The following is an 8,533-nucleotide window of genomic DNA, read 5'->3' on the forward strand; positions in this document are numbered from 1 at the left end:
AAAAACATGTCCCACTTCATTGACACGCTCGTCTTTCCGGATGTTCTCACGTTTCTGGATTACCCTTTCAGACCACGCAAAAACCAGCAACATTGGTCAAGGTCTCGATCATCATTCACCTGCTTCAGACGCATCATGGCGAGGTAAAACTCATGATCGAGCATTAGCTGAGCAGTAAGCCGTGTACCAACTGATTTGCAGCGAATAGTCCCGGCTCGAATGGACAGAATTAGGACCGGCAGAATTTGACAGGCAGCAATCTTGCACTAGCGACACCAGCCGCGGCCTTCACCGGTGCGTGGCCGCGCAAACCCTTCCTCGATCAGTCTCTCTCCGAAGTCCGTCCCGTCGATCGAAATCGTTGCCTCGAGGCGGCCGGGCTCATCGTCATGACGGCCGAGCTCGCTTTCATGTATAGCGATCGAGCCGGTTCTGGATAGCTCTCTAATTCTCTTGCGCGCGCGCATGCCTAGACGACGCTCTGCTTCGCACTGAGCGTTGCGGATACCAGGCGTTTCAATGTTGCTGATGCGTATTGTCTCACCGTCCACTTCAATAGAGGTGCCGTCGATTAGGCGCGCTGATGCAGCACAGGCTTGTGAAGACAGGGCCACCGTCACGCAACATTGCAACAGGGATAGTCGTAGAAAAACTACTGCGATCATGAACCCAGCCAACGGATTGGACAATGTCCTCGATAGATCAATGTAAAACTTCAGAGACTGCTTAGGCTAGAGGGCCGTAACAATGGCTTATCCGGGATGTATTCTGCTCATGGCAGTTTCCGCGGATATCCCGAGGCGATGAGAAAGGTACGAATTTCGTCAAGCGAACCATAAATCTTAAGAAGCTCAGAATGATCGCTCAAACGCCGAATCCTCAAACCGTATTGGAGAGCTCTCTCCTGGATGTCCGGCAAGTGACCGAGATCGGAAATTCTCGCATACAGAGCACAATCTTGTGACACGTTAGTAACCTGCTTCTGAGACAAGCTGCCGTTCTGTTGCATCCCCAAATCTGCAACAACGGTGTTTCAGCTTCATCTTGGCGCTTGTGGTCACAGAAGGCAATCATCTAAGCCTCGGCTTCGTCAAGCTTGCAGCCGGACGTGCTCGCCCCGCTTTGGCCACGGATCTTCAAGCCGATAGGCTCAATGAACAGTTCGAGCCCATCAGAATGAGAGAGACGACCAGGCGTTTCTACAGCTCAGAAGGCAAGCCTCCAATTTGCTTCCAGCCAAGACGATGGACGTCTCGCCTTTGGTTGTCGCGTTGCCTGTCACAGAAAGTGTCGATCAAGCGCCAGACACCGACGCCGGCGCGAAGCAAGCCCTGCTGATGCGCACTGCCTTTCAAAAACCACCGAGACCGATAACCTGTCCGGTGCCATCCGATCACCGGTTCTCAAAGCGGTGGGCGCCAACAACATGATCATTTGCAGCACGCTTTCGGCAGTCATTTGGAGAAAATCCGGATTTCCACTCTTTGCGGCAAGCTTCTCAAGAGGCAATCTGTCGTCGCTCATCGGGTCCTCCATTCGATCAGCTTGAAGTCTCGCAACTCCACCTTCTGCGACGGGCCCGGTGGCCACCTGACGTCTCGTGGAAAGCGAAAGCACAATCTCCGCCGCTTACTCCACTCAAATCGCCCCCGAAATCACACCAGCTTCGCGGACGCGATCGCTCGCCGCCTGTCAAGTTCGCAGGCGATTAGGGTGATCGGCTGTCTGCGAAGGTTGCTTGACGGGCAAAAGAAATCAGAGGGTTGGGCTAGCGGGTGGCAATATTGTTGCCTCGTCTCAAAAGTTTACGATTAATGGAAATTGACGCGCGTTAAAAACCGGTTAACGTCTAGTCGGCTTGCGTATTATTGAGGGGTGATCATGCGTGTAGCATTATGGGGCGCTCTTGTAGTTTCAGTTGTTGCGCTGAGTTCATGTAATTCCATGTCGAAAGAAGAGTGCGCGGCCGCAGACTGGGCCATCATTGGAGAAACCGATGGGGCATCCGGTCAAAATCCCCAAGAGCGCTTCGCCGCTCATGTCAAATCTTGCGCCCGCATCAAGATCGTGCCGGACCAAACGAGATGGTACCAAGGCTATCAAGTCGGGGTAAGGCGCTATTGTACGCCGCTCAACGGACTAAGCCGTGGTGAAGCGGGCGATGCTTACTATAATGTTTGCCCAAGCGAACTTGCTGGGGATTTTCTTCGCGGTTACGGTATCGGACAAAAAGCCTATAGCGCCCGGTCGCGCGTGAGTTCGCTCCGAGACGGGATCTCGTCTAAATATACGTCCATAAACAATCTTTATCAGCAGATGAGCGAAACCCAAGACGAGCAAGCGCGCAGGAACATCCGCAATGAAATCGATCGTCTTGATCGTGATATTCGCATGTCTCGGCTTGATCAGAGTGATGCAGAGCTTGCGCTATACTCCGTTCAGCGTGAGGTCGACGCTTTTCGAAGCGCTCCAGGTGGACCGACCGTAACCCAGGGGTATTGAGTCGCTCGAATGCCGCTGAACAGTTAGCAGCTTCCAACGCAAGCACTGTGTATCCATGGGACCGGTTATTCTCGGGGCATGAGGGATATAGGCATTGACGCTTGATACCCGCGATGAAAGCAATGAATAGCTGCAACACAGCGTGACTGCGAGCTCTGCGAGTAGGCTTGATTGGCGACCTTAGTCGGGTTCCGCATGAGACTGTGGCCTTTGAGGTCATAGGGGGCAAGCGATCAAGAACCTCGTCACCCGTCCTCTGGTCAAGTGCCCGTTTGATCGCGGAGGACTACGAGAAATGAAGAAAGCCCAGAGTTTCTATCGACTGCGACATCGACCATACAGGACCAAGCAAACCCGTGTCGTTCAGAGCACGAGATACACGCACCGGCCTGCAAGAGGTGCCGCGGTATATCCGGCTGCCCCCCTTTCACCACCCTTGGGACGGCCCGCGGCAGACAAACGTCCTAATATGGTGAGATTTGTGCCGCCTGTTGCTGCAAAAGCGCCCAGATGTTACCCAGCCACGGGTAGAACGAGGGATGACGTCTGCAAATCTAAGGCGGGGTGGGCGGAGAATGACCATGCGTAGTCAAGCCGATAGGGTGGCATGGCATGAGCCAGGCCTCAGCGCCAAGGCTTACTCATTGACCTTCGAGCTTTGTTTTGCCAAGCTCGCACTTACAGGCGCTCTTAACTTCCTCGCGCTCTCATTGGTCGCCAGCCTCGCCAACCTCTCTGCCTCGATGCGTGACCATGAAAACCTCATTCATGCGGTCTTCATTGCAGCACTTGCAGGCATTGCCATCGATGTAGACTGGAAAATCCTAGACGCCAATAGGTCCATCTGGGAATGAGCACTAAATCAGCTCGAAGCTCCCTGCCCTCTCAAACGGTAATCAACGCCGTATGGATATTGTTATGCGCTGCAGTCTGCCTGCAGATCCTGCTTAAACTCGTCCATGTTTCAATGTTTTTCGACGGCGGCATTGTTGCAAGCGTTGCCCGGAACCTCTCAGAGGGGCGCGGAACGATTTGGGCGCCACATTTCTCAGAAACGCTCTTTCCAACCTTTGTGGGACATCCGCCGCTGATATTCTGGCTGCTGGCAATCGGCTTTTCTCTCTTCGGCGACACAATCGTGGTCGAAAAAGCCTTTTCGCTCATCACATTCGTCTTGTCGGCCGTTTTGCTGTTCAAAATCTGGATGCGGGTCAACATCGACGACATCGTCGTTCAGAAAGCATTCCCTCTTGCCCTTGTCATGACGCTGATTGCCGGGCGGGTCAATTGGGGCTTTGCCAATGGCATTATCGACAATTTGCTGGCTGTCTTCTCACTGACGGCAGTCCTACTTGTGGTCGTCGCTTACGATCGACCAAGTCCCATGTTTTCCACCAAGCGCTTAGCACCCGTCATCTTGACTGGGGTTGCCATTTGCTTTTCGCTGATGACCAAAGGACCGATCGGGCTCTTCCCACTTGCAGCGCCTATCATTTCTTGGCTCGTGTTTCGCCGGCCGACATTCCTGGTCATGGTGCTGGATACATTGATCATCCTAGCTGTGATCCTGCTCTTTTTTGCGACGCTATATGCATTCGAGGCGTCACGCGATGCCATGGATCGCTTTATTATCGCACAGCGGGCGTCAAGCTTGACTGGAGCCGACAGTCAGTTTGACAAGTCTGTCCATGTCTTGCGCTCGATCCTCGCGGTCAACGGATATTCTCTCACGATCCTTGCGCTTTCAGTCCTCGCACGCTGGCGTTTTGGACTTGGCCGAAGTATTGGCCTCTACCGAGACCCACGCGTCAAACGGGCCGCATTCCTGATCCTGATTGGTATATCTGCTTCTTTGCCAATCATGCTCAGCCCGCGTATTGCCAACTTCTATTTCAACACGTCGCTGTTTTTCTATTCAGCAGGTTTTGCAATCCTCATTTCGCCAACGATCATGGAAGCTCTGTCACGACTGAGAGACGAGTGGACAAAGATTTTTAGCATGGCCGCACTGGCAATTTTGGTGGCCTCTGTTGTGATTGTGATTGCAAATATGGGGCGCCCCGGCACAGATGCACAGACGATCGAGCAGGCGATGGTGATCGAAAGGACTGTTTGTGCAGGTCAGAGCACCTGCAAAGCGTCGATCAGCGCTTGCGAAAATGCCTGGCAGGACTGGGCATTGCACACATACATGCAACGCTTCTACAAGATCAGCATTGCCAAGCAGGCGGATGTAGATGCCGATTACATTGTCGCCGAAACGAGCTGCGGTGATCTGCCCGGATATCGACAAATGCAGACGAATATCAAACCTTACACACTCATGAAGCGTCAGTCATGAGGGGACTAGCAGGAACACCTTCATGAGCATTCGACTATTCGCCATCAATCTCGATCGATCTACCGATCGCTGGCAGAAATTATCGAGCCGGGCAAACGAACTTGGCCTAGGCGTGACAAGGGTCTCAGCAGTCGATGGCAAATCGACAGGGGAAAACCAGCGCGAAGCTACTGATGATCTCGCCTTTCGCCGCAATACTGGGCGCCTCATGCTCGCTGGTGAATATGGTTGTTACAGAAGCCATATCAGGGCGCTGCATGTCTTCCTCGATAGCGGCGTCGATGTCGGATTGATCATCGAAGATGATATCGAGTTGCAACCTCGCCTCCAAGACCGGGCAATGGCAGCCTTTACTGCCATGCCAAAGGCCGACGTGATCAAGTTTTTCAACCATCGGGTGGTCGGTTTCAAACGAAGCGCAACCTCGCCTCTTGGAGATCAGTTCGGTCGAGCCATCCACGGTCCTCTGGGATCGTCGGCATGCTACGGCGTGACCAGACGGGGTGCCTTGCAGCTGATCAAACACTTGACCATCATGCGCTATCCTTGGGATGCTGCTCTCGAGAGAGGCTGGGAACATGGAGCAAAAGTCTATACATCGCGCTACAACATCGCGACGATTGCGCAAGGGGGGACCACAATTGCAACACGAGACATCTACCGATCTGTAAAGTTTCCCAAATGGAAACGGCTCGGCACCTATATCAGGAGGCTGCGCGACGATGTCGTGAGGCTTCGATATGCACTGCGTGCGTAAGCTATGACCATGGACACCGGTCAATCTCAGTTAGCGACCAAAACGCAAGCAACAGGCAATAGACGATCCGAAGCGGCTTCATGAACATTTACCTCTACCAATTATGGCGCTTAGCCGACCTGCTGTTCCTCATCGGACTTGCCATTGCATTGTTTCTCGGCAGCAAGGTCACGCCGCTTCTTCTTGTCGCCGGCTTATTGCCGATTCCATTTCTCCTCAATGCCCTCAAGAACAGGCACTACCACGTATCGATCTGGAGGCTTTTGGTCCCCTTCAGCCTTTATTTTGGTTACTGTCTTTTAACACTCTTCTTTTTCACCGGCCTTGAGGCCTCAGATCCAAGGCCCGTCAATCCAAGCCTTGAATCCTATGCGATTGCCATTGCCATGTTGGCAGTGGGACTGATTCGCGGCTTGCAGATCAGAAACCTTGCATTGCTCTTTCGAAGGGTCATGCCCTGGCTTCTGGTCGCCTGCTTCATTGTCCTGTCCTATATGATGTTTGCCGGCATCCGCGATGCCTGTCGGGTCAGGGGCCTTGCGCCTTGGCCGTTCATCCCTGCCCTGTTGTTTTCGACGCTGACATTCATTTGTCTGGTCAGCTGGGAAAAACTGACCGGGGCTGAACGTTGGCTCCGCGTCGCCCTCATGGCATTCAGCATCGTCATCTCGACCACCTACACTGGATCCCGGGGCGTGGCTTTGGCACAAGTGGGGGTCTTCGGCGTTTTCCTGATCCTTGGTTTTCTGCCTTCGTTAAAAGGCAAGATCCCAAGCTGGTATCATCTGGGCTTAGCTGCGAGCGCCGGTCTGATGGTCTCTTTCTTCATCGGCGTGGTTACCGACTGCGGCCCCGCAAGCCGATTTTCATCGACATTCGAAACCCTTCAGTCGATGGCTACGCAGCTGACGGAGACTGAGGACCAAACTGCCGTCAACGTCGATCCAGCGCCTGAGACTGGGGAGCCTTTTGCAGCCACCTCGCCGGCACCTGAAACGCTTGCAGAGAGCAATCCTTCAGTCGCAGTCACGAAGGATGAGGCCATCAGCCATCGCCTCGCCATGTGGGAGACTTCGATCACCGCCATCAAGGACAGCCCCATTTTCGGACATGGCTCACTTTATCTTCAAAAGCTAATCCATGCGACCTATGGCTATGAGCACAATCACAACCAATACCTGACCTGGCTGGTCACAGGCGGAGTGATCCAGCTCACACTTGGCCTGATTTTCCTGGCGATCCCTTGGTTCGTTTCCAAGGGCCTAACGGCGGCCGATAGGATCATGCTGACAGTAGGAGTATCGCTATTCTGGGGGGGAGCAATGATGTTCGACGCATTCCTCAACCTCAAATTCTACACACATTACCTCTGTCTCCTCTCAGGCCTACTCTATGCCCTGTCCAACAGCATGCAGGACGAGGGAACAAGATGAGCGGTCCCTACTATTTCGATCTCACTGAGGCGCTGATCTCGACCTCCGGCAAGCGCACGCAGTATTACGGCATTTCCCGCACCGTGCACGAGATCGGCCGAGAAACAGCCCTTCTCCAAGATGACATCCGCTTCGTCGTCTTTTCCTTTGGCACAGAGCAGTTCTACGAAGTGATTTGGCACAAGCGAGAAGACGGAAGTGTCGAATTTAATCTCCCGAAGGATATTGGCCAGAAATGGGTGAGGTCTTACTTCGGCGGAAACCCGATCCTGCCGCTCATTTTCCGTATTTTGAACCGAGCGACGATCAAGAGAAACAAGGACAATTGGCTGAAGCATGCCGGACTTCTGGAGCCTATCAGGATCGAAAGCGGCACTTTCTTTTCAGCGGCGCGACCAAAACTGATCGTGGACATGGTCAGGGCGCTTCGAGAACGAGGATCGACGGCAAATATCGTACCATTGCTGCACGACTTTATGCCGCTGCATGACGGAGCAACAAAACGCTTTCGCAAGCTCGACCGCAACTTCCTAGCGGACAACCGGTTCCTGATTGAGCAAGCCAGCCAGATCCTGACGAACTCGAACTTCACGGCGAAGGAGCTCCAAAGCTTTGTCGACAAGGGAATGCTTCCAAAACCGAGTGGCCGCGTGAGAGTTGTGCAACTCGTTCATCACTGTCCTGACGGCACCGAAGCATCAGAGATCTCCTTACCGACAGAAGCCTATATCCTGACGGTGGCGCTTAATCTCGGCCGAAAGAACATCGAGGTCGTTCTGGAGGCCTTGCGCCAACTGCATGCGAGTGGAAAGCCGGTGCCGCAGCTTGTAATCGCCGGCTCCCACAGAAAGCGTTTGCGTCGATACGCATCAAGACCTGAATTCAACGACATCCAAGATCGTCTCGTCTTCATCGACAACCCTAACCAGACCGACCTCGTAAAGCTCTACAAAGGCGCACTTGCCTTGGTGATGCCAAGCAAGCTTGAAGGCTGGGGCCTGCCAGCCGGCGAAGCGCTCTGGTGCGGCACTCCGGCGGTCTGTTCGACGGCTGAAGCGCTGCGAGAAGTTTGCGGGGATCTGGCACTCTACTTCGAACCCGACGATGCAGTTGAACTGGCTATGATCATAAATGATCTGGAGGAGAAGGTTGAGTTTCAGCGGCGCATTCGGCAACGCATCAGCGAAGCAAAATCAAGTTTGAGAACCTGGCACATTGTCGCCCGTGAAGCACTGGGAATCCTTGGTCCTGTACCCCGCGCTAAAGACTAATTGCGCTTGTCGCTGGGCCGAACTGCCGCATCAAGTCACATCACATCGGCAGCGCTTCACGACCCACTGAAAAGCCAGGACTACCTTACGAGACGAAACGCAATTTGACCTGGCGCGCGATTGCCTATTGCGGCGGAACCGCTAGGAAAAGCCGCGTGGTTGATACGAAACGGAGAATTTCATGTGCGGCATCGTTGGCATCGTCGGTAACAAGCCCGTGGCGGAGCGT

General features: G+C 53.7%; 8 protein-coding genes. 6 read left to right on the top strand and 2 right to left on the bottom strand.

The genetic code is table 11. The features are described 5' to 3' along the window. Positions 1-266: 266 nt before the first annotated feature. Together BW978_RS18935 and BW978_RS18945 are read right to left on the bottom strand one after the other, a co-directional pair. On the bottom strand, positions 267-665 hold the full coding sequence (locus BW978_RS18935) for a thermonuclease family protein (RefSeq protein ID WP_076397370.1): 399 nt from the start codon (positions 663-665) through the stop codon (positions 267-269). A gap of 613 nt (positions 666-1,278) precedes the next feature. Beyond that, positions 1,279-1,524: a hypothetical protein gene (locus BW978_RS18945; RefSeq protein ID WP_076397372.1), complete on the bottom strand. Its 246-nt coding sequence runs from the start codon at positions 1,522-1,524 to the stop codon at positions 1,279-1,281. A 357-nt stretch (positions 1,525-1,881) separates the two neighbouring features. Here BW978_RS18945 and BW978_RS18950 point away from each other — a divergent pair, with 357 nt between their 5' ends. The 6 genes from BW978_RS18950 (at position 1,882) to BW978_RS18975 (ending at position 8,304) form a co-directional block, all read left to right on the top strand. Continuing rightward, the gene (locus BW978_RS18950) at positions 1,882-2,502 is read left to right on the top strand and encodes a DUF2799 domain-containing protein (RefSeq protein WP_076397373.1); all 621 of its coding nucleotides are present in this window, start codon (positions 1,882-1,884) and stop codon (positions 2,500-2,502) included. A gap of 581 nt (positions 2,503-3,083) precedes the next feature. Next, on the top strand, positions 3,084-3,356 hold the full coding sequence (locus BW978_RS18955) for a class I SAM-dependent methyltransferase (protein ID WP_076397374.1): 273 nt from the start codon (positions 3,084-3,086) through the stop codon (positions 3,354-3,356). After that, a complete protein-coding gene (locus tag BW978_RS18960; RefSeq protein ID WP_076397375.1) occupies positions 3,353-4,843 on the top strand; it encodes an ArnT family glycosyltransferase in 1,491 nt (496 codons plus the stop codon). Before BW978_RS18955 ends, BW978_RS18960 begins: the two co-directional genes overlap by 4 nt. Before the next feature lie 22 nt (positions 4,844-4,865). Next, positions 4,866-5,600, top strand: coding sequence for a glycosyltransferase family 25 protein (locus tag BW978_RS18965; RefSeq protein WP_076397376.1), 735 nt, complete (start codon positions 4,866-4,868; stop codon positions 5,598-5,600). Between the two features lie 80 nt (positions 5,601-5,680). Further along, complete coding sequence (locus BW978_RS18970; protein ID WP_076397377.1) at positions 5,681-7,033, top strand: O-antigen ligase family protein; 1,353 nt, start codon at positions 5,681-5,683, stop codon at positions 7,031-7,033. Then, positions 7,030-8,304 carry a glycosyltransferase family 4 protein gene (locus tag BW978_RS18975; protein ID WP_076397378.1) on the top strand — a complete coding sequence of 425 codons (1,275 nt, stop codon included), beginning with the start codon at positions 7,030-7,032 and terminating at the stop codon, positions 8,302-8,304. The genes BW978_RS18970 and BW978_RS18975 overlap by 4 nt, the downstream gene beginning before the upstream one ends. Positions 8,305-8,533 lie beyond the last annotated feature (229 nt).

It is taken from the genome of Rhizobium sp. RU33A (assembly GCF_900156055.1).
Lineage (GTDB): Bacteria > Pseudomonadota > Alphaproteobacteria > Rhizobiales > Rhizobiaceae > Allorhizobium.

What these genes read in the sequence shown, in the direction of transcription:
- BW978_RS18965 (WP_076397376.1), top strand. Translation starts at nt 4,866, where the DNA reads ATGAGCATTCGACTATTCGCCATCAATCTCGATCGATCTACCGATCGC.
- BW978_RS18935 (WP_076397370.1), bottom strand. Translation starts at nt 665, where the DNA reads ATGATCGCAGTAGTTTTTCTACGACTATCCCTGTTGCAATGTTGCGTG.
- BW978_RS18970 (WP_076397377.1), top strand. Translation starts at nt 5,681, where the DNA reads ATGAACATTTACCTCTACCAATTATGGCGCTTAGCCGACCTGCTGTTC.
- BW978_RS18945 (WP_076397372.1), bottom strand. Translation starts at nt 1,524, where the DNA reads ATGAGCGACGACAGATTGCCTCTTGAGAAGCTTGCCGCAAAGAGTGGA.
- BW978_RS18950 (WP_076397373.1), top strand. Translation starts at nt 1,882, where the DNA reads ATGCGTGTAGCATTATGGGGCGCTCTTGTAGTTTCAGTTGTTGCGCTG.
- BW978_RS18975 (WP_076397378.1), top strand. Translation starts at nt 7,030, where the DNA reads ATGAGCGGTCCCTACTATTTCGATCTCACTGAGGCGCTGATCTCGACC.
- BW978_RS18955 (WP_076397374.1), top strand. Translation starts at nt 3,084, where the DNA reads ATGCGTAGTCAAGCCGATAGGGTGGCATGGCATGAGCCAGGCCTCAGC.
- BW978_RS18960 (WP_076397375.1), top strand. Translation starts at nt 3,353, where the DNA reads ATGAGCACTAAATCAGCTCGAAGCTCCCTGCCCTCTCAAACGGTAATC.